This is a genomic window from Pseudomonas sp. UF-293, from assembly GCF_058245595.1.
In genome coordinates, this window is record NZ_JBSICA010000022.1 from 26311 (window position 1) to 49423 (window position 23113).

General features: G+C 60.9%; 22 protein-coding genes. 16 read left to right on the forward strand and 6 right to left on the reverse strand.

Annotation, left to right across the window (positions count from 1 at the left end; all coding sequences use genetic code 11):
• The 11 genes from AC4IHP_RS20600 to AC4IHP_RS20650 all read left to right on the forward strand — a co-directional run bounded on the left by AC4IHP_RS20600 (position 1) and on the right by AC4IHP_RS20650 (position 7504).
• On the forward strand, positions 1-546 hold the full coding sequence (locus AC4IHP_RS20600) for a PilN domain-containing protein (protein WP_490832604.1): 546 nt from the start codon (positions 1-3) through the stop codon (positions 544-546).
• Positions 533-1081: a GspMb/PilO family protein gene (locus AC4IHP_RS20605; protein ID WP_490832605.1), complete on the forward strand. Its 549-nt coding sequence runs from the start codon at positions 533-535 to the stop codon at positions 1079-1081. The genes AC4IHP_RS20600 and AC4IHP_RS20605 overlap by 14 nt, the downstream gene beginning before the upstream one ends.
• The gene (locus AC4IHP_RS20610; RefSeq protein ID WP_460118127.1) at positions 1081-1590 is read left to right on the forward strand and encodes a hypothetical protein; all 510 of its coding nucleotides are present in this window, start codon (positions 1081-1083) and stop codon (positions 1588-1590) included. Before AC4IHP_RS20605 ends, AC4IHP_RS20610 begins: the two co-directional genes overlap by 1 nt.
• Positions 1587-3434 (forward strand): secretin GspD/PilQ domain-containing protein, encoded by a 1848-nt coding sequence (locus AC4IHP_RS20615; RefSeq protein ID WP_460118129.1) that lies wholly within the window; start codon positions 1587-1589, stop codon positions 3432-3434. The genes AC4IHP_RS20610 and AC4IHP_RS20615 overlap by 4 nt, the downstream gene beginning before the upstream one ends.
• Before the next feature lie 2 nt (positions 3435-3436).
• Entirely contained in the window at positions 3437-3910 is a 474-nt protein-coding gene (locus tag AC4IHP_RS20620) for a type II secretion system protein (protein WP_490832606.1), read from the forward strand.
• A 5-nt stretch (positions 3911-3915) separates the two neighbouring features.
• The gene (locus AC4IHP_RS20625) at positions 3916-4290 is read left to right on the forward strand and encodes a type II secretion system protein (protein WP_460118132.1); all 375 of its coding nucleotides are present in this window, start codon (positions 3916-3918) and stop codon (positions 4288-4290) included.
• A complete protein-coding gene (locus tag AC4IHP_RS20630) occupies positions 4265-4804 on the forward strand; it encodes a type II secretion system protein (RefSeq protein ID WP_460118134.1) in 540 nt (179 codons plus the stop codon). The genes AC4IHP_RS20625 and AC4IHP_RS20630 overlap by 26 nt, the downstream gene beginning before the upstream one ends.
• Positions 4801-5193, forward strand: coding sequence for a curli production assembly/transport protein CsgE (gene csgE / locus AC4IHP_RS20635; RefSeq protein WP_460118136.1), 393 nt, complete (start codon positions 4801-4803; stop codon positions 5191-5193). The genes AC4IHP_RS20630 and csgE overlap by 4 nt, the downstream gene beginning before the upstream one ends.
• Positions 5190-5621: a curli assembly protein CsgF gene (locus tag AC4IHP_RS20640; RefSeq protein ID WP_460118138.1), complete on the forward strand. Its 432-nt coding sequence runs from the start codon at positions 5190-5192 to the stop codon at positions 5619-5621. The genes csgE and AC4IHP_RS20640 overlap by 4 nt, the downstream gene beginning before the upstream one ends.
• Before the next feature lie 29 nt (positions 5622-5650).
• A complete protein-coding gene (locus tag AC4IHP_RS20645) occupies positions 5651-6511 on the forward strand; it encodes a CsgG/HfaB family protein (protein ID WP_490832607.1) in 861 nt (286 codons plus the stop codon).
• A gap of 621 nt (positions 6512-7132) precedes the next feature.
• The gene (locus AC4IHP_RS20650) at positions 7133-7504 is read left to right on the forward strand and encodes a DUF6124 family protein (RefSeq protein WP_490832608.1); all 372 of its coding nucleotides are present in this window, start codon (positions 7133-7135) and stop codon (positions 7502-7504) included.
• Between the two features lie 173 nt (positions 7505-7677).
• Here the strand turns inward: AC4IHP_RS20650 and AC4IHP_RS20655 are convergent, their stop codons facing one another.
• From AC4IHP_RS20655 to AC4IHP_RS20680, 6 genes are all read right to left on the reverse strand, one after another.
• Positions 7678-7962: a type II toxin-antitoxin system RelE/ParE family toxin gene (locus AC4IHP_RS20655; RefSeq protein WP_252879826.1), complete on the reverse strand. Its 285-nt coding sequence runs from the start codon at positions 7960-7962 to the stop codon at positions 7678-7680.
• Complete coding sequence (gene relB, locus AC4IHP_RS20660; protein ID WP_123463680.1) at positions 7952-8158, reverse strand: type II toxin-antitoxin system RelB family antitoxin; 207 nt, start codon at positions 8156-8158, stop codon at positions 7952-7954. Before relB ends, AC4IHP_RS20655 begins: the two co-directional genes overlap by 11 nt.
• Before the next feature lie 276 nt (positions 8159-8434).
• Positions 8435-9886 carry a curlin gene (locus AC4IHP_RS20665; RefSeq protein ID WP_460118147.1) on the reverse strand — a complete coding sequence of 484 codons (1452 nt, stop codon included), beginning with the start codon at positions 9884-9886 and terminating at the stop codon, positions 8435-8437.
• A 27-nt stretch (positions 9887-9913) separates the two neighbouring features.
• The gene (locus AC4IHP_RS20670) at positions 9914-10378 is read right to left on the reverse strand and encodes a curlin (RefSeq protein ID WP_460118149.1); all 465 of its coding nucleotides are present in this window, start codon (positions 10376-10378) and stop codon (positions 9914-9916) included.
• Positions 10379-10449: 71 nt separating this feature from the next.
• A complete protein-coding gene (locus AC4IHP_RS20675) occupies positions 10450-12681 on the reverse strand; it encodes an Ig-like domain-containing protein (RefSeq protein WP_490832609.1) in 2232 nt (743 codons plus the stop codon).
• Positions 12682-12716: 35 nt separating this feature from the next.
• Positions 12717-14063, reverse strand: a complete 1347-nt coding sequence (locus AC4IHP_RS20680; protein WP_460118153.1) for a hypothetical protein — start codon at positions 14061-14063, stop codon at positions 12717-12719.
• A 406-nt stretch (positions 14064-14469) separates the two neighbouring features.
• Here AC4IHP_RS20680 and AC4IHP_RS20685 point away from each other — a divergent pair, with 406 nt between their 5' ends.
• From AC4IHP_RS20685 to AC4IHP_RS20705, 5 genes are all read left to right on the forward strand, one after another.
• Positions 14470-15918: a sensor histidine kinase gene (locus AC4IHP_RS20685; RefSeq protein ID WP_490832610.1), complete on the forward strand. Its 1449-nt coding sequence runs from the start codon at positions 14470-14472 to the stop codon at positions 15916-15918.
• A gap of 269 nt (positions 15919-16187) precedes the next feature.
• On the forward strand, positions 16188-18995 hold the full coding sequence (locus AC4IHP_RS20690; RefSeq protein ID WP_490832611.1) for a multicopper oxidase domain-containing protein: 2808 nt from the start codon (positions 16188-16190) through the stop codon (positions 18993-18995).
• On the forward strand, positions 18992-20068 hold the full coding sequence (locus AC4IHP_RS20695; protein WP_490832612.1) for an SCO family protein: 1077 nt from the start codon (positions 18992-18994) through the stop codon (positions 20066-20068). The genes AC4IHP_RS20690 and AC4IHP_RS20695 overlap by 4 nt, the downstream gene beginning before the upstream one ends.
• 93 nt (positions 20069-20161) lie before the next feature.
• Positions 20162-21640: an ATP-binding protein gene (locus AC4IHP_RS20700; RefSeq protein WP_460118161.1), complete on the forward strand. Its 1479-nt coding sequence runs from the start codon at positions 20162-20164 to the stop codon at positions 21638-21640.
• Positions 21609-23039 carry a sigma-54-dependent transcriptional regulator gene (locus AC4IHP_RS20705; protein WP_490832613.1) on the forward strand — a complete coding sequence of 477 codons (1431 nt, stop codon included), beginning with the start codon at positions 21609-21611 and terminating at the stop codon, positions 23037-23039. The genes AC4IHP_RS20700 and AC4IHP_RS20705 overlap by 32 nt, the downstream gene beginning before the upstream one ends.
• The last annotated feature ends 74 nt before the right edge of the window (positions 23040-23113 follow it).

The window sequence follows — 23113 nt, forward strand, 5'->3', positions numbered from 1 at the left end:
ATGCGCGCGCTCAATCTGGATTTTCAGCCGCGGCCACGTTCCTGCCCGTTGGGCTGGGGGCTGCTCGGCGGCGGTGTGGTGCTGGCGCTGCTGTGCCTGGGGGTACAACAGCATCTCGATGGCCAGTCGGAACAACAGCAAGGTCACTTGCAGACGACCCAGCGCCAGCTCACTGGCGGTCACAGCAGCAAGAGCACGTTAAGCCCGGCAGAAACCCGCGAGCAGGCGCAGAACCTCGCCGAAATGCGCAAGGTTTCCCAGCAACTGCGGCGCCCCTGGGAACGTCTCTTCGCCATGCTCGAAGCGCTGCCACGCGATGACGTCGCGCTGCTGAGCCTGACCCCGGATGCGCGCAAGGGCCAGGTCCGCATCAGTGCCGAAGCGCGGGATCTGCAAGCCATGCTCGATTTCCACAAGCGCCTGGAGGCCAGTGACGAGCTGTCCGACGTGTCGCTGCTGAGCCACGAGATCGTCGTCAAATCGCCGGAACAACCGGTGCAATTCAACCTGTCGGCGACCTGGGAGACAGGCGATGCGAATCCCTAGACTGATCGTCCACGAATACTTGCAGGGCCTTGGTATTCCGGGCCTGGCCGGGCTGGCGCTGTTACTGGTTGCACTGACCTGGGCGCTTGCTGGCTTGGTGCCTGGGTGGCAGTCGTTGCAGCAGCTCACGTCACAGACGCAGGAGGCGAGCGACTATCTCGCCCAGGTCGAAGACGGCAGCATCGCGCCGCCCGTGGTGCCGCAGCGTCAGCTTGATGACTTTCGCAACAAGCTGCCGGCGCAACCGCAGGCCACCGTGGCGATCGATCGCATCTATGCGCTCGCGGCGCAGGAACACATCACCCTGGCGCGTGGCGAATACGCCCTTGGCGTCGACCCGAAAACCCACTTGGCGCGCTATCAGATCCTCTTGCCGGTGCGTGGCAGTTATCCGCAACTGCGGCGCTTCCTGCACGCCTTGCTCGGGCAGTTGCCGGCGGTGGTGGTGGAAGACCTCGAATTGCAGCGCAAGAAGATTGGTGACACCGACCTCAACGGGCGGATCCGTTTGACCCTCTACCTGTCGAGGTCGTGATGAATACCAAGCGCGTGATCGGTTGGCTGGGGTTCTTCGGTGTGGCGGCGGCGCTGGCCTGGTTGCCGGAGTACTTCTCGCCAGGCGAAGACCCGGAATCGGTCGAAGTGGCCATCGCCACGCCGGTGCAATCTGCCAGTCATGGCGCCCAGGCAGCCAGGGTCAAGACAGCGCCAATCAAAGACCTGGGCCCGGCCGGCGACCTGTTCGCGGCCAAGACCTGGAAAGCCGCGCCGACCCTGGCCACCGTCACTGAAATTGCCGTCAACCCCGCCCCGGTGGCGCAAGCCCCGAGCCTGCCACCGCTGCCGTTTCAATTCGTCGGCAGGCTGCATGACCGCAGCGACGTGCAAGTGTTTTTGCAGAGCGGCGAGAAAATCTACGTCGTGCGCAACGGGGATGTGATCGACGACATCTGGAAGATCACCGGCATTTCCGAACTGGAACTGAGTCTGGTCTACCTGCCTTTGCATTTGTCGCAGACCCTGTCTGTGGGGAGCACGCAATGAACCGATCCCGTTTGCTGATGAGTGTCGGCCTGTGCGCCGGGCTGGCTGCCTGCAGCACCGCACAAGTGGCCAACAAGGAAGCCGCCGACCTGATTGAACAGGGGCAATACGAGGCGGGGCTGGCCCGAATAGAGGAGGGGTTGCGCGAAGACCCGCGTGACACCGAATTGCACCTGCTGCTCAACAGCGGCCGGGCCAAGGCAATCACCGCATTGCTGACCTCCGGCGACACCGACCGCGCACGGCGCGATTTCGCTTCCGCACGGCTCGCCTACAACCGCGTGTTGACCATCGAGCCGAATAACCGCCGTGCGCAGGATGCCCTGAAGCAGATGGACTATCTGCGCAGCATGGACGAGAAGCTTGAACTGGCCCGTGGCGACTTGCGTCGCGGCGACATCTACGGCGCCGACCGCCAGGTCAGACAGATCCTCGAACTTGACCCGAACAACGAAGGCGCGCTGGAGCTGCAGGGCAACATCCGTCTGGTGCAAAGCCGTAACGTCATCGTCTATCCGCAGTTGCGTACCAAGCTTGATCGCCCGGTGACCCTGGAGTTTCGCGACGCCAATCTCAAGACCATTTTCGAAGTGCTGTCGCAGGTTGCCGGGCTGAATTTCATCTTCGACAAGGACCTGCGCCCGGACATGAAAGCCACCATCTTCGTGCGGGACGTGCGCATCGAAGACGCGGTGACCCTGCTGCTGCAACAGAACCAGTTGCACCAGAAAGTGGTGAACGAAAACACCTTGCTGATCTACCCGGATTCGCCGCAGAAAGTGAAGGATTACCAGGAACTGGTGATGCGCACCTTTTACCTGACCAGTATCGACGCCAACACCGCGCTGAACATGGTGAAAACCATGCTCAAGACCCGCGACGTGTTTGTCGACGAACGCCTCAACACCCTGACCATGCGCGACACCGAGGACGCCGTGCGCATGGCCGAAAAACTCCTGCAGTCGCAAGACCAGTCCAATCCGGAAGTGGTGCTTGAGGTGGAGGTGATGGAAGTCGCCACCCAGCGCATTCTCGACCTCGGCCTGCAATGGCCGAACACCTTCGGCGTGGTCAACAGCGATGGCTCGGCGGTGACCCTGCTCGATCAGCTCAAAGGGATCAACTCCAGCCGCATCTCGATCTCGCCTTCGCCACAAGCCAAGATCAATGCGCAGGATAACGACATCAATACGCTCGCCAGCCCGGTGATTCGTGTGAGCAACCGTGAACAGGCGCGTATTCACATCGGTCAGCGGGTGCCGATCATCAGCGCCACGTCGGTGCCGTCGACTCAAGGCCCGGTGATCACCGAAAGCGTCACTTACCTCGACGTCGGTTTGAAACTCGAGGTGCAACCGACGGTGCATCTGAACAACGAGGTGGCGATCAAGATCGCCCTCGAAGTGAGTAACGCCACACCGCTGGAGCCGACCCGTCAGGGCACGATCCCGGTGCAGGTCGACACCCGCAATGCGCAGACGACGCTGCGCTTGCATGATGGCGAAACGCAAATTCTCGCCGGGCTGGTGCGCAACGACCACGGCGCCACCGGCAACAAGATTCCGGGGCTTGGCGATATTCCCGGGTTGGGTCGGCTGTTTGGCAGCAATAAGGACACCGTGGGCAAATCCGAGCTGGTGTTGTCGATCACTCCTCGGATCGTGCGCAATCTGCCGTACCAGAGCCCGTCGGACATGGAGTTCTCCACCGGCACCGAAACCAGCATGCACATTCAGGCCCCGGATCGTTCGCAGAGCTACGGGGTGCCGTCACCTGCCGCGCAGCCGCGTGCAGTCGGCGAATCGGCCGTGGCGACCACCCGTGTCACCGTCGAGAAGCCTTGATCATGAACGCCTCCCAACGCGGTTTCACCTTGATCGAGGTGGTGGTGACGCTGGCCCTCATCGGCCTGCTGGCAAGCATGGCCGCGCCGCTGACCGAGACCCTGGTGCGGCGTGGCAAGGAGCAGGAATTGCGCAATGCGCTGTATCAGATTCGCGATGCCATCGACGCCTACAAACGTGCGTTCGATGCCGGTTACATCGAGAAGTCGCTGAACAGCAGCGGCTACCCGCCGAACCTGAAAGTGCTGGTCGAGGGCGTGCGCGATGTGCGCAGCGCGAAGGGCGCCAAGTTCTATTTTTTACGCCGCATCCCGCGCGATCCGCTGGTACTGGCCAAACGTGACGATGAAGGGGGTTGGGGCCTGCGCGCCTACGACAGTCCGGCTCAGAATCCGCGCGATGGCGAGGACGTTTTCGACGTCTACTCCCACGCCCGGGGCAAGGGCCTCAACGGCATTGCCTACCGCGAGTGGTGAACCTCATGCGTCGGGAAAAAGGTTTTACCTTGCTGGAGCTGATGGTGGTGATGGCGATCATCGCCACGCTGATGACCATCGCATTGCCGCGCTACTTCAACAGCCTCGAAGCGTCGAAGGAAACCACGTTGCGCCAGAGCCTGTCGGCGATGCGCGAGGCGCTGGATCACTTCTACGGCGACACCGGCCGCTATCCGGATTCCATCGAGCAACTGATCGAACAACGTTACCTGCGTAATGCGCCACTGGACCCGATTACCGAACGCAAAGACCAGTGGGTGTTGATCGCACCGCCGGACGGCGTCGCAGGCGCAGTCGCCGATATCAAAAGCGGTGCTACCGGGAGGGCGCGTGATGGCAGCCAGTATTCCGAGTGGTAACCGCGCGCAGCAGGGTGGTTTTACCTACCTGGGCGTGCTGTTCCTGATTGTGGTGATGGGCATGGGGTTGGCCAGTGCCGGCGAGTTGTGGTCGACCACTGCGCGCCGCGACCGTGAACACCAGTTGCTCTGGGTCGGGACCCAGTATGCACAGGCGTTGCGCAGCTATTACCGCAGCTCGCCGGGGCTGGCGCAGTACCCGAAAGAACTGGCCGATCTGCTCGACGATCAACGTTTTCCCGAGGCGAAACATCACCTGCGTCAGCTCTACCCTGATCCGATCGGACAGGGCGAATGGGCGCTGCAGCGCGGTTTTGACGGACGCATCACCGGTCTCAACAGCGCCTCGACCGAGGTGCCGTTGAAGCAGGCGGACTTCCCGACGCAATGGTCGGACTTCCAAGGTATGCAGCGTTATTCGGACTGGCAGTTCGTTGCCGAAAAAGCCTTCCTGGACGGCGCCAGCGGCCCGGCGAAAGGGCAGTCGAAGCAGCCCCAGGCATTGCAGCCATGACTCGCCACTGGTGGTGCGCGCTGGTCTTGATTCTTGCGGCTGGCGGCGCGAGCGCTGCTGAAGAGGACGAAATGATGGGCTTTATCGTCGACGACACGATCTCGCACATCGGCCACGACTTTTACTACTCGTTCAGTGAACGCCTGCGCGACACCAGCCCGATGGATTTCAACCTGGTGGTGCGCGAGCGCCCCGACGCGCGCTGGGGCAGCCTGGTGACCGTGGAATATCAGCGACGCCTGGTCTATCGGCGCTTCCTGCCGCCGAACACCGTGGAGCTCAAGGACGAGGCCTACGCGGCCGCCGACTGGGTTCGCCGCCAGGTTGTCCAGCGCAAGCTGGAGGCACTGTTGCAGGACACCACCGACCTTGAGAAGGACGAATTATGAACAACACAACGTTCTCACGGCGCAGCGGATTCTGGATCTCGGGGTTGTTGATCGGGCTCGCCAGCGCCGCCGCTGTCCAGGCCACTGAACTGGTCTATACGCCGGTCAACCCGTCGTTCGGCGGCAACCCGTTGAACGGCACCTGGCTGCTCAACAACGCTCAGGCGCAAAACGATCACGACGACCCGGACATCAAGAGCCGCTCGGCCGTGGCCGGGACTTCGGCACTGGAACGCTTCACCAGTCAATTGCAATCGCGGCTGCTAGGGCAGTTGCTGGACAACATCTCCACCGGCAACACGGGGAGCCTGTCCACTGACTCTTTTATCGTCAACGTCATCGACGACTCCGGGGCACTGAGCATTGAAGTGACCGATCGAGCGACCGGTGAGGTTTCGGAAATTCAGGTGAACGGCCTCAACCCATGACGGGCTGACGGTTCCGGGGAGTGACGGACATGAAAAAGATCATCGCATTAGGGCTGCTGTTGGCGACATTACAAGGGTGCAGTCTGCGTGAGCCGATGTCGGCCGAGCAGGACACCGAAACCCCGACCCTGACCCCCAGGGCCTCAACCTATTACGACTTGCTCAAGATGCCGCGACCCAAGGGGCGATTGATGGCGGTGGTGTACGGTTTCCGTGACCAGACCGGGCAGTACAAACCGACGCCGGCGAGTTCGTTTTCCACCAGCGTTACCCAGGGCGCGGCGTCGATGTTGATGGACGCGATGCAGGCCAGCGGCTGGTTTGTCGTGCTGGAGCGCGAAGGGCTGCAGAACCTTTTGACCGAGCGCAAGATTATTCGCGCGTCGCAGAAGAAGCCGAATACGCCGGTGAATATTCAGGGTGAGCTGCCGCCGTTGCAGGCAGCGAACATGATGCTCGAAGGCGGGATCATCGCCTATGACACCAATGTGCGCAGCGGTGGGGAAGGGGCGCGGTATCTGGGGATTGATCTGCAGCGTGAGTATCGGGTGGATCAGGTGACTGTGAACTTGCGTGCGGTGGATGTACGTAGCGGGCAAGTGCTGGCGAATGTGATGACCAGCAAGACGATTTACTCGGTGGCGCGCAGTGCCGGGATTTTCAAATTCATCGAGTTCAAGAAGTTGCTTGAGGCTGAGGTCGGATACACGACGAATGAGCCTGCGCAGTTGTGTGTGTTGTCGGCGATCGAGGCGGCGGTGGGGCATATGGTGGCGCAGGGGATCGAGCGGCGGTTATGGCAGGTGGCGGGCGACAGATCGGTGCCTGGGCAGGATGATGTGTTGAATCGGTATCTGACGCAGAACAAGATTGACCCGGATGCCGAGTGAACGTGGCGGCCTTCGGGCCGACCAGGTTCTTGCCGATGTACCCAGTTCCCACTGTGGGAGCGAGCCTGCTCGCGAAGGCTATCTCTCAGTCACAGTTGCCATTGCGGATGTACCCAAATCCTTGTGGGAGCTGGCTTGCCAGCGATGGCGATCTATGAGCCGACCAATTCCCGCCGGTTGCACACATTCACTGTAGGAGCTGCCGAAGGCTGCGATCTTTTGACTTTGATTTTTTAAGATCAAGATCAAAAGATCGCAGCCTGCGGCAGCTCCTACCCGTGCGTATTTCAATTCGGGATGTTTATAAGATGTTTCGATTTTGCAGAACCTTCCCACAAGGTTTTCAGGTTGTCCGTCGGACGTCCGGTCTCTAGCCTGTGTTCGTCGCTGCCAAATCAGTGACCGGGATTGGGAACCCCGACGTGAACCGAGCGCATTTGCGCTTTTCATGACGCATGCTTGCGCACCTTTATTGTGTGCACTCCGTTATGGCGGCTGTGCGCGGGAGACATTCGGGTCAACCGGGTTCTCCATTCCCCGGGTTTCCAGCCTGCGTACAGCTGCCACCTATTCGTTCGGAAACCGAATGGGCCAGCTTCACTTCAGGATCGGAGAATCACCATGAAAAAACCAACACCCAACCCCCCAGAACCAGACACTAACACCACATCACCCTACGCCTCAGTCGACAGCAAGAAACTCCACGAAGCCGCCGACCGCGCCCTCGATTTCTACCTCAACCCCACCGCCCACATCATGTCCAGCACCAACGTGCCGGAACCCATGTACCTCGCCAATCCCAGGTACAACACCGAATCCCTGCTGGCCAACGCTAGCGAAACCCTCGGCTCGGCCAGCGAAATGCTGATCAACTTCGCCGCCTCGCTGGAAACCTCACAGCGCAAAACCGCACTGGGCATCGCACAAGTCGTCATGCTGGATGAACTGGGCGTCAATCAAGCGCTGGATCACGTCGAGTTGAAGGATGGCTGATTGATCGTTCCCGCGCGCAGCAAAGGAATGCAGCCCTTGACGCTCTGCGTAAAATTCGCAAGTTGGAACGCGGAGCGTCCCGAGAGGCATTCCCCCGCAGAGCGTGGGAACGATCAAGAAAACCGTACCTCCACGGGAGGCACGGTTTCTTGTGTCGAGACGAGGAAGCGATCTTAGCCGGGGTCGCGTCGAGGGTACTCCTGACGCGCATGCAAGATGCTCACAATCTCAATGTGGTCCGCCACTTGATAAACGACGAGATAGTTGGGGCTTACCACAATCTCTCGAGTGCCGGGAGAGCGGCCTTTGCGATACAGGTGTGGATGCCAACAAAGCGCAGATGTAGCTTTCACGACGGACTTGTGAAGTGCAGTCGCCGCTTCAAAATTTCGCTCGCCAATGTACTTCAGGATTTTCGAGAGTTCGACCCGGGCCTTGGGTCGCCACTTAATCTGCATCTGCGCTTTTGCGCATAGATTCCATCAAGGCATTCATTTCCTCCATCACTTGCTCATGAGGAATACTCGGACGCGGATCATCGAGAGAGGCCTGTACTTCGGCCCGAAACCAGCGGTCATAACTCGCAGCCTGCTCCTCGGGATCAAGATCCGAAACAACCGGGCATAGTGGGTCGATCAAGGACGGGTCGATCATAGAACCTCCGGGTTTGGTGCCTCGAAGTCTATTCGTTAACGGTATCGCTGTCGTCGCTGTCTGGATGAATTGCATGTAGGCCAAGCTCCATGAGGATCAAGTTGTCCCGGCAAATCCTAGAGCCTGCACTTCCGACGGCCAACCGCCAGAACTTGTCAGAAAATCCCCGAATTTCTGAAAACGTTCCGTTTTCCGTAGGACGAAACTCAAGCGTCAGCCCACAAAAAAAACCGCGATCCCCTCACCAGAGAATCGCGGCCCATCAACACCCAACCCTTACTGCTGCAAGACCGTCGCCTGGTTAGCCGACCCAAACTGCTGAATATTCGCCGTCTGCGTCATGCCACTCTGATCGACATTGGCAATGTTCCCCGTGCCGCCCTGGGTCACATACGCCACGTTCATCGTATCTGCCTGTTTAACCGTGATCATGTTGTCACTGCCATACAGCTGCGCGGTGTACGCCTGGTTGCCCGAGCCTGATTGATCGAACGATGAGCTGTTGCCGGTGCCATTCGAAGAACCCTGCACCAGGTTGCCGGTGCCGCGCTGATCCGAGATCAGAATGTTGTCACTGCCATTCTGATCAAAGTACAGCTCGTTATACGACTCGGCCTGACTGACCGTGGTCTTGTTGCCCGTCCCGGTCTGACTGGTGGTCATCACATGGCCTACGCCGTCCTGAGTGAAGCTGGCGATGTTGCCATTGCCCGCCTGGCTGACGGTGGCGCGCTGGCCGCTGCCGAACTGACCGCCCGACTGCGGGCCTTTCCAGTTGCTGGCGTAGACCTTGTTGTCGTTGCCCACGGAGGTGGCATTGAGCACGTGGCTGTCGCCGTTCTGGTAAGTGAAGTGCACGTTGCCGTTGCCCACCTGATACAGCGCCAAAGTCGAGTTGACCGACTCGAACTGGTCGGCGTAGATCGCGTTGGCATTGCCGACCTGGGTGACGGCGGCGGCGTTGTTTTCGCCGAAGCTCTGGTCGACCACGGTTTCATTGCTGTCGCCGTACTGGTTGACGGTGGCCTGGCTGGCGATTTGCGCGTCTTGCCAGATCTCAGTGCCGTTCAGGCTGCCGAACTGGTTGATGGTTATGTTGCCACCGGTGCCGTTGCGCTGATCACCGTAGGCGTAGTTGCTTTCGCCGGCCTGGTTGATGCCGATCTGGCCGCCGTTGTGCAGCACTTGTTCAGCGGTGCCGTAGTTGGCGGTGCCGTATTGGGTGATCACCGAACTGTTGCCGGTGCCTTCATACAGTTGCTCGATGTTGGCTTCGTTGCTGTCGCCGAATTGCAAGGTTTTCGCCTCGCTGCCGTTCTGCGAATCCTGGTAGACGAAGGAGAAGTTGCCGGTGCCTTGCTGCTGTTGCAACGCGCTGTTCGCTGAGCCGAAACCCAGCGACTGGCTGGCGTGGGTGGTGTTGAAGGCGCCGACTTGTTGCTGGGTGATGGTGGCGTTGTCCTCGTAAAGCTGTTCGGCGTAGGCCGCATTGTAGTCGCCGACGGCGTCCTGAGTGATCACGCTGCTGGCATGATCCTGCAAGGCGGCGGCGTCGTTGCCCTGGCCCAGTTGGGTCTGGGTGGCGCTGCTGAACGGGGCCTGGGTCTGTTTCACATCCGCGATGTTGGCGGTGCCGGTCTGGCTCTGGTTGGACAGGCTGTCGTCGGCCATGGCCTGGGCACTGATCATGACCAGCAGGGCGGCGGTGAGGGGCGTCAGTTTGAACATGATGAACTCTCCGATGATGTGCAGTGCTTAGCGATATTGCTTGACCGAAACGCTCATGCCGTTGCCCGACTGGGTCACGGCGCTTTGCAGCCCCGTGCCGGCCTGCTCGATGCTGGCGTCGTTGTTGTTGCCGTTTTGCGAAATCTGCGCGCGGTTGTGGCTGCCGTTTTGCGTGATGTAGGCGGCGTTGCCGGAACCGTTCTGGTTGATCAGCGCCATCAGGTCGCTGCCCTGTTGCAGGATGTACGCCTCCTGATTGCTGCCCGCTTGCACGATCTGCCCGAGCAGCGACTGACCGTTCTGTTGCAGCAGGGCGACGTTGGCCTGGCCGAGCTGATCGATCAGGGCTTGCTGACCCACAGGTGCGGGCAGTTCGCCGAGGTCAGAGCTGGTGGCTGCCAGATCGTCGTTTTCCATCAGGTCGTCGGCGCGCGCGCCCGCTGTGCTGCACAGCACGAGCAGGCAAAGCAGGGCGGCGGTCGGCGTGTTCATGGCGTAAATCCTTTCGGGCGTTAACCTTCAAGACCTCGCCCCGGTCGCTTGCAAGCGGCCGGGGCGCAGGCTCAGAGCGTGTTCACCGACACCGTGCGCACGGTGCCCTGGGACGAACGGATCGTCGCGGTCGGGTTGGCCGATGGCACCACCGTCGTGTTGTTCAGCGTCAGCCGCCAGCGTCCGGTCACAGGTACCGTGGTGCTGCCCAGCGTAACGACACCGGTTGGCGTGCTGACCTGTACCGTGATGGTGTTGCCGGTGGTCACTGACGAGGTACCGGTGAAGTCCCAGTTGAAGCGACCGCCGGAGCGCGCCTGCACCGTCGATGCGGTGACGGCGAACGTTTCTGCCGCTGGCCGTGGCGACACTTGCACCGTGACCGTGGCCGGCGTCGACAGGGCGCCGAAGCTGTCCCGGGCGATGTAGGTGAAGGTTGTGGTGAACGCCGTGGTCACGGTGGCCGGTGGGGTGTAGGTGATCACTGTGCCGTCAGTGCTGACCGTGCCACGGCCTGCGGCCGGTTGGGTCAGACTGTTGACGCCCAGCGGCACGTTGCCTTCCGGATCGGTATCGTTGGCCAGCACGTTGATCGGGATCGCCACGCCCAGGGTGGCGACGCTGTCGGCGACGGCGGTCGGGGCCTGGTTCGGGGCGACGGTGATCGTTACGGTCGCCGGGTTGACCGAGGCCAGACCTTTGGCGTCCTGCGCCTTGTAGGTGAAGCTGGTGGTCAGCGGCGCATTGACTACCGCTGGCGGGATGTAAACCACGGCTGCCGTGCCGCTCAGTACCACGCTGCCCTGACCGGTAGGCGGTTGAGTCAACGCAGTGATACCCAGCGGGTTATCGCCATCAGGGTCGCTGTCGTTGGTCAGTACGCTGAGGGTGATCGGCACACCGAAACTGGTGCTGCCGATGTCGGCATTGCTGATCGGCGCCTGATTTTCACCGGTGTCCGGCGCAGTGCCAACCACGACGACGGCTTCGGTGTCGCTGCCGCCCGCAGCAGATTTCACCGTCACGGTAGCCGGAGGCTGGGTCAGGTCGGCGACGGTGATGCGCTGCAGGGTGCCGCTCTTCGACAGGCGTCCATAGCCTTGGGCAACCATGTCCGGAATCGCCACTTCATCGCTCGATGTCGCCTCGATCAGCAGGCTGTGGTTGTCCCAGCTGTAGCGTGCGGTTTGCACTTTCACCACATCGGTGAGCTTGGCCGACACGGCGGTCGGCCGCGTGGTGCCGGTCGGGTTGGTCGCGGTCACCACGATCACCGTAGGTACCGCGCCGGAGCCCAGACGCTGGCCGAAAAACAAACCGTTGTTGTCGCCCATAAGACTGGTCTGGCAGGGCGTGGCTGGCGGCCCGGGCAATAGCGCGATGGTTTCCCGGAAACACAGCGAGGAACTGCTGTCCGCTTTGGCGAAGACCTCAGCGCGCACACCAGCAGCGGTGCGACGATAGGTGGCGCGGTCGATTTCCACCTGCGTCTGCTGACGGTTGTCGAGCACTTTGCCGGACAGGCTGAACTGGTTCGACTGGATGGTCCCGGCCGGGCCGGTGATGCGCACGAAGTTGGTGTTGAACGGGCTGCCGGTCACCGCCTCGTTGAGGTTGGGGTCGCCGACGAAAGTTTCCGTGGCGCCGGTGTCGGGGTTCACTTCAGTGTACGGGCCGTTGACGCTACGCAGGAACGGGCCGAGGTCACCATTGATGGCACCGGTGAAATTGCCCGGTGCACCGATGCCGATATCGCGAGTGATATTGATGGCGCGGCGTCCGGGCGTGGTGACATTGACCGTTTCAACGCCGTACGGGTGGGTAATGGTATAGGTGCCGGCGGTCGGCACCGAGACACGAATGCGAATGCGCGCGAAGCTCGCCTGATCGCCATCGACGGGGTTTTCCGAGGCGAACGCTGCTTCGATCCCGGCGACATAGGCGTCGAGTTCGTAACCGCTGTTGCCGATCTGCGGGATCGCGGTCTCGGCAAGGAACCAGAAGGCCTCCGGTGGCCAGTTGTCCGGGAAAATCATCGGCTGGGCATCATCGAAGATGCCCGGCTCGGCGAGCAGGATGCACATGTAGGCCGGCGGTGTACTCACCGGCACCCGCGAACTGGCAGCGCGCGACTGGCAAAGCTCCATCGACAGCAGATTGTTGTCCTGATACCACATCGGGAATTTCCCGGTGGCGAAGGTGTAGGGGCCGGGATCGACGGCGGCGAGTTGCGCATAAGCGCTGCCGGTCAGCGAAAGAGCGAGCCCGAGCGCGTTGAGCGCAAAGCGTGGCCACTTGTTCATGATGCCTCCTGATGCGGATCTGGGCATGTGAGCGTTCATTGCACGATGACCACTTCTTCGGTATCGCTGCCGCCGTTGGACGACGTCACGCGAACCTTGGCCGGTGGGATCGGCGAGATGCCGGTGGCCAGGGTTTTCACCGCGCCGTCGCCGCCCAGCGCACCGATGGCGGCGCCGCTGACGGAACTGGCGGTGAGCACTGGCGGCGAGGTTTCGTCACTGGTCGATGCCACCAGCGTCAACTGCCCGGAACTCAGGCTGTATTCGGCGCGCTGGATCACCACCAGATCGGTGAGGGTCATCGGCAGGGTGGTCGGGGTGCTGCTGGCGATAGCCAGATGGTTGTCGGCGGTCACTTGCAGCGTGGTCGGCAAGGTCGGGTTGGCGGGCGATTGCGCATACCAACTGCCGGTGGAATTGGCTTCGCTCATGTTCAGCACCGGCGTGCTGCTGGTGACTGCTGCGGTGCCGGGGGCCGGTGGCGCCAGGACGAAAACGTCCTGTTGCGCCACTGGTGCACTGGCGCCGGCCTTGCGTGAGTAAGTGCTGCGCTGAGTGATCAGCGGCGTTGGCCGCACCACAGCTGATAATTTGCCCGAGACGGCGAACGTGGTCGTTCGCAGGTCGAGGCCGTTGGGCCCTTCGATGCGCACGAAGTTGGTGTTGAACGGGCTGCCGGTGACGGCTTCGTTGAGGTTCGGATCGCCCACGAATTGCTCGGCGGCACCGGAAACCGGGTTGGTCTCGGTGTACGGGCCGTTGACGCTGCGCAGGAACGGGCCGATGTCGCCCTTGAGCGCGCCGTCGTAGGTTTTCGGCGTGCCGATGCCGATGTCGCGGGTCATGTTGATCGCACGCCGCCCGGGGGTATCGATATTGAACACGTCGACGCCGTAAGGGTGGGTAATGACGTAGGTGCCGGCGGTGGGCACGTCGACCCGAATGCGGATCCGCGCGAAGCTGACTTGATCACCTTCTACCGGTTCCTCGGCAGCAAACGCGGCTTCGATGGCACTGACATAACCCAGATCAATTCCGCGCGCAGCGTCGATGATAGCGGTCTCGCCAGTGAACCAGAACGCTTCGTCGGGGAAGTTTGTCGGGAAGACGATCGGTTGCGCGTCGTCGAAAACGCCGGGGGTCGGCAGCAGCGAGCACATGTATGACGGCGCGCCGGGAGCGCTCGGTACGCGGGAGCTGAGTGCCTTCGACAGGCACAGGTCCAGGGTGCGGCCATGGGAATCCTGATACCAACTGGCGAAACCGCCAGTCGCCGGCGTGTACGGGCCGGGATCTACAGCAAACAGTGCGGCCTGGGCGATGCCCTGGGCCAAGGCGCTCACGACCAGGACGGTCGCGGTTTTGGACAGTAAAGGGTGCATGAGTTAAGCCCTCTATCGAAGTGCCTGCCCCTTGGGACGGGTCAGTTGAAGGGGGCTGTACACCTTCCATGCCAAGGTGCCGTGGGTTGGCGGGAAATGGCCGGAATAGAGGGCTTGGCGGGCAACATGATCAGTTTCGTGGCCTGCGGGGAAAGGGCGAATCCCCCCAGAGTTGGGGACGCTGGGGATGAACACTGAACGGCTGTCGGGTGTAGATCCTGGGGGAGCGAGCCTGCTCGCGAAAGGAACATCCTGGGAGGCATATGTCTCCTGAACCACCGCCTTCGCGAGCAGGCTCGCTCCCACTGAGATGGATGGTGCTCGGGGGAACGCACCGCTGTCCCCGCATCCGGGCAATCCCCCAACGGTGGGCTATACCTATGGAGACGTTTCGGGAATCGCCGCCATGAACATGCAGTCCAGTTCGCTTGCGCTTCAGGAGGGCACGCTGCAGTCGGGCTCGCGCAACCGGCCGTTCAATCTGCTGCGTTGGTTTTCGCTGATCAGCATGGCGGTGATCGGTACCGTGGCGGTGGCGCTAGGCATGGTTTCGACGCGGTTCGTGATCGAAGAAAGCGTGCAGCGCGATGCCTTGCTCACCGCGCAGTTCATCCAGGCCATCGCCTCGGCCGAGGTGCGCCATGTCTCGATCGCCAACGTCCGGAGCATGGGCGAATTGCTCGACCCGCGTCAGGACCGATCCCTTCCAGACGTCGACCCGCAAGTCCGTGCCGCTGCCCGGGGCGAGTTCCTGGATCATATCGAGCACCTGCCCGACGTCATCCTGGCGAATATCTATGCACCGGATCGGCAAGTGATCTGGTCGACCAATCCGGCGCTGATCGGCACCAACATTCATGCCGATGAAGATCTCGATCGCGCCTTCAATGAGAAGATTCCGGTGTCGGCCAGCTATCACAATGTCGACAAGGCCCGGGAGGAGCAGAAGTTTCTCACGCAGCCGGATTACATCTTTATCGAAAATTACATTCCATTGTTCGACGCCGACGGCAAGAACGTCACGGCGATGGTCGAGATCTATAAAGAACCCAAAGACCTGATCATCCGCATGGAGCGCGGCCTGGCGCTGATCTGGCTGGCCACTGCGCTGGGCGGTGGCTTGATCTATCTGGGCTTGTACTGGATCGTGCGGCGCGCAGCGATTCTGCTCGCCGCCCAGCAGAAGCAGCTGATCGCCAATGAAACCTTTGTCGCGCTGGGTGAGATGTCCTCCGCCGTAGCGCACAGCTTGCGCAATCCGCTGGCGACGATTCGCTCCAGTGCCGAGCTGGCCCTGGAGTTTGACAGCGGCCCGGCGCAGAAAAACATTCACGACATCATCGGTCAGGTCGACCGCATGTCGAAATGGGTGCGCGAGTTGCTGCAATCCCTGCGTCCGCTCAGCGATGACCCAGAGCCGGTCAACCTGGTGGCGACGCTGCACGAATGCCTCGTCGCTTTCGAACAGCAGATCGCCCGAACCGGTGTGCACGTAGTGTTTCAACCGCAAAGCACACCCATGGTACTGAGCCAGCCGGTGCAGCTGGCACAGATCCTCAACAGCCTTTTGGCCAATGCATTCGAGTCCATGGACAAGGGTGGTACCTTGACCGTCCAGCTTGAACCCAGCAACGATCGACGCGTGTGCGTGATGCTGAGCGATACCGGCAAAGGCATGAACGAAGAACAGCGCACCATGGCGTTTCGACCGTTTTTTACCACCAAGACCGGTGGCCTGGGTGTCGGTCTGGTGCTGGTCAAACGCATCATGGAACGCTTCGGCGGCGGTGTGACACTCGACAGCCGCGAAGGCGAAGGCACGGACGTTCGCCTGGTTTTTCAGCCAGTCCCCTGATTGACGGATTTCCCTGGTAGGAGCTGCCGAAGGCTGCGATCTGTTGATTTTTTTCAAGATCAACAGATCGCAGCCTTCGGCAGCTCCTACAGGGATTTATATAAATCACGAATATTTATGAACTTCCCCCCGTTAATGGGTGTCAAGCCCCGGTCGCTGGGGAATGGGGAATCACTCAGTCCTTCCAAGTCACTGTTACAACAAGAAATGATTTATTGGCGCGCTCGTTGCAGAACTCCATCACCCCTTCCTTGCTGAGGTGGCTGGTGATGGACAGAGCAATGCGTGATCCGAGTAATGCCTTTCTGCTGACGCCCATGAGCGTCTTTTTGCTGATGACACTTGGCATGGTCGGGGGCGTTCGGGCCAGTCCGATCGATGACGAGCGACAGCCGGAAATCTCTGATCCATCGGCCTACTACGACGAGCCCGCTGATCGCGCCGGGGCGCTGAATGCCATCCTGACCATGCCCGAGGCCAACGAAGACTCATTCGATCTGCCGGACGGCGTCAAAGGTACGCGTGATTCGACGCGGATCGAGAACGTGCTGCCGCCGACAGTGCAGACCAGTTTCAATTACCCCACCAATGGCAAACCCAGTCCGCTGTATGGTGCGCAGCCGTTTACTCAACAGCTGACCTTGTTCGAAGAGTTCGGACCGGAAAAACTCGACCCGGCTACTCCAGCGGCGTTGTTGCCGTTCCCGCCAGTCGCGATTGGCCCGGCGCCTGCGCAGGATCCGAACAATCCAGCCCGCAGCGCGCCGCCCGGCAGTGCGCTCGATGCTTTTTTGCGCCAGCCCGGGCTGACGCCGTTTCCCAGCCAGTTTTCCAACGTGGTTGACCGCAATCCCTGGCAAACCCAGATCGAAGTCTTCCTCAACCGCCACATCGGCTCATCGGCAGAAGGGCGCCCGCCGGGAAAAGGCTGGGCGCATCAGCGCTGGAACGAGTTTTATCCGCAAGCGGCCTACAAGACCGTGCAGACCGGAGCGCGCCTCAATGGAGGCCTGCGTGACAGCCTGCAGATGCACGGCTATGCGCTGGGCGAGTTCGGCCCCGGCGGGCTGTATCACAACGTTGCCGGCGTACCGGCGACCGACGGCACTGCAAAAGGTGTCGACCCACGTTTTCATCCGAACATGCCGGTGCAAAACCACAATGCGGTGTGGACCTTCGACGGCACACTGCCGCCGAAACTGTTGATGGTGCGCTACGGTCAGCCTGTGCTGATGCGCCATTACAATGGCCTGCCGATCGATCCGTCGGCTAATCGGGGCTTCGGTCTGCACACCATCAGCACCCACGAACACAACGGCCACGCGCCGGCGGAGAGCGACGGCTATGCCAATGCGTTCTTCTTTCCGGGGCAGTTCTACGACTATCGCTGGCCGATTCAGCTCGCCGGCTACGACAGCATAAATACCAAGGCTGAAGATCCGCGCGCGGCGTTCCCCTGCGCGCCGGGGGAAACCCTGTGGGTCAACGACCTCACCCCGGCGAAAAAGACCTGTGACAACGGCACCATCAAGATCCGTGGCGACTGGCGTGAAACCATGAGCACCCACTGGTTCCACGACCACATGCTCGATTTCACCGCACAAAACGTCTACAAGGGCAACGCGGCGATGATGAACTACTACAGCGCCCTGGATCGCGGTAACGAGTCGGTGAACGATGGCGTCAACCTGCGTCTGCCCAGCGGCAGCGCCTTGCCATGGGGCAACCGCGACTACGACGTCAACCTGGTTTTCGCCGACAAGGCGTGGGATCAGGAAGGCCAGTTGTGGTTCAACCCGTTCAACACCGATGGCTTCCTCGGCGATCAACTGCTGGTCAACTGGCAGTGGAAGCCGACCCTCGACGTGCGAGCGCGCAGTTATCGCTTCCGCATGCTCAACGGTTCGGTGTCGCGCTACTTCAAACTGGCGCTGGTGCGAGAAATCAAAGGCAGTGGCGGCGAGTTTGCGGGGCCGAAAAATGCCGGCGTGTCTTATAGCCGCGTGCCGTTCCACATGATTGCTAATGACGGCAACATTATGGAACACAGCGTGCCGTTCGACGGTAGCATGGACCTCGACGCCGACGGCGATAAGCAGAATCACAATGCGATTCTGCCGACTCAGGGCATCGCCGAGCGCTTCGATATCATCGTCAACTTTTCAAAAAACGGCATCAAGCCGGGCGACAAGTTGTTCTTCGTCAATATGCAGGCCCATGACGACGGCAAGGGACCGAAAGACGTCATTTCACTGGCCGACATCCTCTCCGAGAAATATCTGGCCGTGACCAAACAGACCAGTAAAGGGCCGCAATGGGATCGGGGCGATCCGGCGGTGGGCAAGGTTCTGCAGCTCAACGTCAAGGCTTATACCGGTCAGGATCTGGCGATTAACCCGGCAGCCTATGAACCGGCCAAACCGGGCAAGGCCGAAGGGCTGGTGATGATTCCGTTGAAAATTCATCGTGACAACGCGGCAGACAAGGTGCTGCTGGCCAAGGCCCGGCATCGCACCTTTACTTTCGGCCGATCCGATGGCACCGATCAGGCACCGTGGACGGTCAAGACAGATGGCGGCTTCGGCTTCCACATGGACCCGCGTCGGCTGAATGCCTCGACCCAGCTGTCCAGTGGCCCCACCGATGCTGGCGTCACCGGATTCGGCACCCTGGAGGTGTGGAACATCAAGGCCGGCGGCACGGGCTGGAGCCATCCGGTGCATGTGCACTTCGAGGAGGGGATCATCCTCAGTCGCGGCGGCAAGGCGCCGCCAGAGTGGGAAAAATGGGCGCGCAAGGATGTCTATCGCATCGGTTCGGAACGTGATGGACTGGACAGTGTGGAAATGGCGATCAACTTCCGCGAGTTTGCCGGCACTTACATGGAGCATTGTCACAACACCCAGCATGAGGACAATTCGATGTTGCTGCGCTGGGACCTGGAGAAACCCGGGCAGTTGCAGCTGATGCCGACACCGCTGCCGAGCTGGGATGGCGTGCGTTACGTCAATTCCGCCGCGCTGCCGACCTTCCGCAATGGCGATGGCATGGGCCCGCAAGTGGTGGTCAAGCCATGAGCCGCCGGCACGCTGACCGGACTTGGCATACTCCGCGCTCCCGGGCGCTGGGCATGCACCTGGTGCTGATGCTGGTGGCCTGCGTGCTCGGCAGCCGCGTGCTGCTGGCGCACCAGGCCAGCTCCGGCGCGGCGACAATGGCCAGCGAAAACGCCACACCGTGGGGCAGCGATTATTTTCCCGACACGTTGCTGACCGATCAGGATGGTCGGCAGCTACGGTTTTTTGATGACCTGATCAAAGACAAAGTGGTGGTGATCAATTTCATCTTCACCTCCTGCAGCGATTCCTGCCCGCTGGAAACCGCGCGCCTGCGTCAGGTACAGAAGCTGCTCGGTGATCGAGTCGGCCAGGACATCTTCTTCTATTCGATCAGCATCGACCCTCTCAGCGATACGCCGGATGTGCTCAAGGCTTACGCGCAACGCTTCAAGGTCGGCCCCGGCTGGAAGTTTCTCACTGGCGAATTCGCAGACGTCACCGAGCTGCGCAAGACGCTTGGCCTGTTTATCGATGGCGTCGACAACGGCCGCAGCAAGGATCACAACCTCAGCCTGATTGTCGGCAACCAGAGCACCGGGCGCTGGATGAAGGCTTCGCCGTTCGAAAACCCATGGATCCTCGCCGATCAACTGGCCAACACCCTGCAGAACTGGAAACAGCCGAGTACCGAGCAAAGCTACGTCAACGCTCCGGATATCCGACCGCCGAGCAGTGGCGAAGAATTGTTTCGCACACGCTGCGCCTCGTGTCACAGCCTCGGGCCGATGGATGGCCAGGGCATTGGCATGCGCAGCATCGGTCCGGACCTGATTGGTGTGACCCGCCAGCGTGATCCGCAGTGGCTCAACCGCTGGATCCGCGAGCCGGATCGCCTGCTCGCTGAAAAAGATCCGATTGCCCTGAAACTCTACGAACAATTCGAGCGAATCCCGATGCCCAACCTGCGCCTCGACGAATCGGCCGTGCAATCGATCATTGAATTTCTTGCGGATGAAACCGAGCGCCAGCAGCCGTCCGTCAACGCCGTGAGGGCTGGCGCTGGAGCGGCAGCCTTCAGTCGCATGCAATAGCGGCAAAATACAATCACTAAGCCGTGTGTCGCGGTCAGAGCCACCTACACTGATGGTTGTCAGCGACTCGCAGCAATCTCCCGGGGCATTCTCATGCAGCGACTGGAAGCACGAAAGGCGCCTGCAATGACCGGCAAGGGCTGGCGCGAACAGTTCAATCTGCTGCGCTGGTTTTCGCTCGCGAGTTTTTCCATCATCGCTGCGGTCGCGCTCGGCCTGGGCTATATCTCCACGCGGTTTGTGGTGACCGAGAGTGTCGAGCGCGACGCGTTGCTGACCGCGCAATTCATCCAGGCCATCGGTGAGGCGGAAATGCGCCACGCCAACATCACGGCGGCGCGGACCATGGGCGAAATGCTCGATCCACGTCAGGACAACCACTATCCGGATGTCGATCCGGCCGCACACGTCTCTGCCCGCACTGAATTTCTCGACCATGTCGAGCATCTGCCGGACATTCTTCTCGCAACCGTTTACGCGCTGGATCGCACAGTGATCTGGTCTACCAATGCCGAGCTGATCGGCGTGCACATCAAGGATGACGACGAACTCGACGAGTCGTTCGAAATGAAAGTGCCGGTCTCGTCGAGCTATCACAAGATCGACGATGAGCGCCCGGAACAGCGCCTGCTGCGTGAGCCGAAATACCTGTTCATTGAAAACTACATCCCGATGTTCAATGCCGACAAAAGCAAAGTCATCGCCATGGTCGAGGTGTACAAGGAACCGTCGGATCTGGTCGATCGCATCGACCGCGGTTTCGCCTCGATCTGGGCCGCCACGTTTTTTGGTGGTGCAGCGATTTTTCTCGCTTTGTTCTGGATTGTGCGACGGGCGGCGAAGCTGCTGCAGAGCCAACAGCAACAGCTGGTCAGCAACGAAACCTTTGTCGCCTTGGGCGAGATGTCCTCGGCGGTCGCGCACAGCTTGCGCAACCCGTTGGCGACTATCCGCTCCAGCGCCGAATTGGCTCAGGACATCGCCAGCCCTGCGGCGCAGCGCAACATCGGCGACATCATCAGTCAGGTCGACCGTATGTCGCGCTGGGTCCGCGAATTGCTGGTGTCGCTGCGGCCGATGTGTAACGACGGCGAAACGGTGGATCTGGTCATGGCGGTCGAGGATACGATTGGCGCATTCGATGCGTTGATCAAACGCAGCAACGTCGAGGTGCGATTCAGCCGGCCGCACTGCCCAGCGGTCGTCAGCCAGCAGGTGCTGCTCACGCAAATTCTCAACAGTCTTTTTGCCAACGCCCTCGAAGCCATGCCCAAGGGCGGGGTACTCAGCGTCGAACTCGAAACGCCGCAGCCCGACAGCGTGCGCATGACCCTCAGCGACACCGGCAAGGGCATGAGCGCACAGCAGCAGTTGTCGGTGTTCAAGCCGTTTTTCACCACCAAACAGGGCGGCCTCGGGGTTGGCCTGGCGTTGGTCAAACGCATCATGGAGCGTTTCCAGGGCTCGGTCGTCCTGACCAGTCGCGAGCAGGAGGGAACCCGCGTCAGTCTCAACTTCAAAGTGGCATCGGGAGGTGAATATGGAACACAGCATTCTGCTGGTCGAGGATGACGAACTGCTGGCCGAGAATATTCAGACCTACCTGGAGCGCAAGGACTTCGAGGTGACTGTCTGCCATACGGCCGAAGACGCGCTGGAGCAACTGGGCAGCTTCATGCCGGACATCGTCCTGACCGACAACTCGCTGCCGGGCATGAGCGGTCACGAACTGATCCAGCAGCTGCGCATCAGCGCGCCGGATCTGAAAGTGATCATGATGACCGGCTACGGCAACGTCGAAGACGCCGTGGTGGCGATGAAGGAGGGCGCTTTTCATTACGTCACCAAACCGGTCGCACTGCAGGAACTCAAATTGCTCCTCGACAAAGCACTGGCCACCGAGCGGCTGGAACGCACGCTGTCGTTCTATCAGGAACGCGAGGCGCAGAAATCCGGGGTGCAGGCGCTGATCGGCGATTCGCCGCCGATGCAGTATCTGAAACACACCATTGAACAATTGCTCGACGCCGAGCGGCGCATGGCCAACACCGATCTGCCGCCGGTCCTGGTCGAAGGCGAGACCGGCACCGGCAAGGAACTGGTGGCCCGGGCGCTGCACTTTGACGGACCGCGCAGCAAAGGCCCGTTCATTGAATTCAACTGCGCATCAATCCCGTCGAATCTGGTCGAGTCGGAATTGTTCGGGCATGAGAAGGGCGCCTTCACTGACGCCAAGGATCGTCGGGTCGGGCTGGTGGAAGCGGCCGATGGCGGCACGCTGTTTCTCGATGAAATCGGGGAAATGGATTTATTGCTGCAGGCGAAGATTCTCAAACTGCTCGAAGACCGGACGATTCGCCGTGTGGGCTCGGTGAAAGAGCGCAAGGTCAATCTGCGGGTGATCAGCGCGACCAACTGCAATCTGGAACAAATGGTTCAGCAGGGCAAGTTCCGGCGCGATCTGTTTTTCCGCTTGCGCATCATCTCGATCAAGGTCCCGCGCTTGTACGCCCGTGGCGAAGACATCCTGCTGCTGGCCCGGCATTTCCTCGCCAGCCATGGCAAGCGGTATGGCAAACCGAATCTGCATTTCAGTCAACAGGCCGAGGAATTGTTGCTGAGCTACACCTGGCCCGGCAACGTGCGGGAACTGCGCAATATGCTTGAGCAAACCGTGCTGCTGGCCCCCAGCGATACCATCGCCGCGCACCAGTTGAACGTGTGCATGAGCCTGGTCGATGAGCCGCCGCTGCCTATGCATGAAGCGCCGTTGCATTACGAACCGCGCCCGGCGAGCAATACCGAGTCGATGAACCTGCCGGAAGTCGAACGCGACATGGTGCGCAAGATGCTCGACAAAACCGACTGGAACGTCACCAAGTCCGCACGCCTGCTGGGTCTGAGCCGTGACATGCTGCGTTACCGCATTGAAAAACTCGGCCTGGCCCGGCCGGACAAGCGGCCGTGGTAAAGCGGACACAGCGCGTGGTCCCTGTGGGAGCGAGCCTGCTCGCGAAGCGGCCGGGTCAGGCCATATCAATCCTG

What these genes read in the sequence shown, in the direction of transcription:
- AC4IHP_RS20620 (WP_490832606.1), top strand. Translation starts at nt 3,437, where the DNA reads ATGAACGCCTCCCAACGCGGTTTCACCTTGATCGAGGTGGTGGTGACG.
- AC4IHP_RS20680 (WP_460118153.1), bottom strand. Translation starts at nt 14,063, where the DNA reads ATGCACCCTTTACTGTCCAAAACCGCGACCGTCCTGGTCGTGAGCGCC.
- AC4IHP_RS20610 (WP_460118127.1), top strand. Translation starts at nt 1,081, where the DNA reads ATGAATACCAAGCGCGTGATCGGTTGGCTGGGGTTCTTCGGTGTGGCG.
- AC4IHP_RS20665 (WP_460118147.1), bottom strand. Translation starts at nt 9,886, where the DNA reads ATGTTCAAACTGACGCCCCTCACCGCCGCCCTGCTGGTCATGATCAGT.
- AC4IHP_RS20650 (WP_490832608.1), top strand. Translation starts at nt 7,133, where the DNA reads ATGAAAAAACCAACACCCAACCCCCCAGAACCAGACACTAACACCACA.
- AC4IHP_RS20695 (WP_490832612.1), top strand. Translation starts at nt 18,992, where the DNA reads ATGAGCCGCCGGCACGCTGACCGGACTTGGCATACTCCGCGCTCCCGG.
- AC4IHP_RS20705 (WP_490832613.1), top strand. Translation starts at nt 21,609, where the DNA reads ATGGAACACAGCATTCTGCTGGTCGAGGATGACGAACTGCTGGCCGAG.
- AC4IHP_RS20615 (WP_460118129.1), top strand. Translation starts at nt 1,587, where the DNA reads ATGAACCGATCCCGTTTGCTGATGAGTGTCGGCCTGTGCGCCGGGCTG.
- AC4IHP_RS20645 (WP_490832607.1), top strand. Translation starts at nt 5,651, where the DNA reads ATGAAAAAGATCATCGCATTAGGGCTGCTGTTGGCGACATTACAAGGG.
- relB (WP_123463680.1), bottom strand. Translation starts at nt 8,158, where the DNA reads ATGATCGACCCGTCCTTGATCGACCCACTATGCCCGGTTGTTTCGGAT.
- AC4IHP_RS20630 (WP_460118134.1), top strand. Translation starts at nt 4,265, where the DNA reads ATGGCAGCCAGTATTCCGAGTGGTAACCGCGCGCAGCAGGGTGGTTTT.
- AC4IHP_RS20685 (WP_490832610.1), top strand. Translation starts at nt 14,470, where the DNA reads ATGAACATGCAGTCCAGTTCGCTTGCGCTTCAGGAGGGCACGCTGCAG.
- AC4IHP_RS20625 (WP_460118132.1), top strand. Translation starts at nt 3,916, where the DNA reads ATGCGTCGGGAAAAAGGTTTTACCTTGCTGGAGCTGATGGTGGTGATG.
- csgE (WP_460118136.1), top strand. Translation starts at nt 4,801, where the DNA reads ATGACTCGCCACTGGTGGTGCGCGCTGGTCTTGATTCTTGCGGCTGGC.
- AC4IHP_RS20690 (WP_490832611.1), top strand. Translation starts at nt 16,188, where the DNA reads ATGGACAGAGCAATGCGTGATCCGAGTAATGCCTTTCTGCTGACGCCC.
- AC4IHP_RS20670 (WP_460118149.1), bottom strand. Translation starts at nt 10,378, where the DNA reads ATGAACACGCCGACCGCCGCCCTGCTTTGCCTGCTCGTGCTGTGCAGC.
- AC4IHP_RS20640 (WP_460118138.1), top strand. Translation starts at nt 5,190, where the DNA reads ATGAACAACACAACGTTCTCACGGCGCAGCGGATTCTGGATCTCGGGG.
- AC4IHP_RS20675 (WP_490832609.1), bottom strand. Translation starts at nt 12,681, where the DNA reads ATGAACAAGTGGCCACGCTTTGCGCTCAACGCGCTCGGGCTCGCTCTT.
- AC4IHP_RS20700 (WP_460118161.1), top strand. Translation starts at nt 20,162, where the DNA reads ATGCAGCGACTGGAAGCACGAAAGGCGCCTGCAATGACCGGCAAGGGC.
- AC4IHP_RS20605 (WP_490832605.1), top strand. Translation starts at nt 533, where the DNA reads ATGCGAATCCCTAGACTGATCGTCCACGAATACTTGCAGGGCCTTGGT.
- AC4IHP_RS20600 (WP_490832604.1), top strand. Translation starts at nt 1, where the DNA reads ATGCGCGCGCTCAATCTGGATTTTCAGCCGCGGCCACGTTCCTGCCCG.
- AC4IHP_RS20655 (WP_252879826.1), bottom strand. Translation starts at nt 7,962, where the DNA reads ATGCAGATTAAGTGGCGACCCAAGGCCCGGGTCGAACTCTCGAAAATC.